The organism is Allobosea sp. P1_A7, from assembly GCF_056406775.1.
The window spans coordinates 1-1437 of sequence record NZ_JBFTZN010000557.1 but is presented as its reverse complement, the minus strand read 5'-3'; the positions used below and the strand labels follow the sequence as shown (position 1 = coordinate 1437).

The following is a 1437-nucleotide window of genomic DNA, read 5'->3' as shown; positions in this document are numbered from 1 at the left end:
GGCCGCCATAGGCCAGACCGCCGGTGATGTAGACCAGCGTCCGATCGAAGGCGTAGCCGATGCGGGCGCGTACGGTGCCGAAATAGCCGCCGTCACCGCCGCCTCTACCGGCCCACCAGGTGTATTGGCCCCAGGCCACGCTACCGCCTGTATCGACATACTGGATATCGGTCTCCAGGCCGTAGACRATCGCGCCGGACTGCCAGTTATAGCCGATCTGGCCGCCACCGACGAACCTGCCATCACCACCGCCGACACCGCTCAGRACGCTGGAAGAGCCAGCAGTCGGCCCGTTGACGGCGATCTCGCCCGAGTCAGCCCAGCCCACGCCGGCGTTGAGACCGACATAAAGACCAGCCCAGGTGAACAGGGGCGCGTAGACGATCGGGGGAGGCGGCGCCTGGCGGCTGGGAAGGTCGGCGGAGAAGGCCGACGTTGCCAGGCACGTCGCAAGAACGGCGGTGGATACAAGACCTAGTCGCATGATGTCCTCCGAGGTCAGGGATACGCAAGTCAATCTGTTCCATATGAAGTAACGGCAGAGAACCCGAATAATCCGTGCCACTTCCCAATGAAGTGCCGAATGTTACGGACTGCGATATTTTGATCACTTCGCTCTATGAGTCCAAAAAACGACTGCCCAGAGCATGCCAATCCCAACGGGCGCCCGTGGGGCCCAGACCTCCGGCATGGGGCGGCGTGGGGACGGGCGTTCCATCGCGGTTGAGGAAGTCACTCCAGTTCAGGCCATCGATGCTCTTGCTGAGTGCTCATGCGCGATAAATCACGCATGCGGTGCCGTCATCGAAAGATAGTGTACCAGGCCAACGCCATCCCTCCCCAGAGCAGGAACGATATCGCAGCTCCCCAAATAATCCCTCGCCCAAAACTATCGTCATCGTCTCCCTCGGGCCGAAGCCATTTGTAATTCCGCTGGTTTGCCGGGGGCGATGCTGGAGGTTCGTGAGAACATCCGTTTCCCTTTGAGGCCGCCATGCCAATAACCTTTCAGATGGCCGATGGGCGTAGCGAATCGTGTAATATTCAGCACGTAGTCAAACCAAGATCTGTAATCTAAGTGATGTAAGCACACGTATATCGGCTCGTCGACGGGGATTTGCACCTGCCCGTTCGGGGCGACTGAGATTGGTTAACCGGTGACATCAGGACGATACGGCCACGATAAGACGAGACCGCACGCGCGCACTACATGACGATACGTCATATAGTCTCAGCTGGGGTCATCGCGCTGCGGCCCGATTGTACTTGCGCTATCCCTGAGAGCCGGATTCAAAAGTTCACGCGGGTTTGCAATGTCTTGCGATGCGGCGTGTGAGCATGCGGATGCTGGCGATATGAGCGAAGGCGGTCGCGCTTTCGATGGATTTCTCCCAGTCCTTTGCGAGGCGGCGGCAGCGTCCGAGCCATGGAGCCATG

General features: G+C 59.5%; 1 protein-coding gene and 1 pseudogene. Both read right to left on the bottom strand.

The window, feature by feature from the left end; translation table 11 throughout:
- Positions 1-484: outer membrane protein (locus AC1D34_RS37560; protein ID WP_476827028.1), on the bottom strand; the 484-nt coding region annotated here is incomplete at its 3' end.
- A gap of 814 nt (positions 485-1298) precedes the next feature.
- Positions 1299-1437, bottom strand: a pseudogene (locus AC1D34_RS37555) (IS5/IS1182 family transposase); the annotation flags it as partial.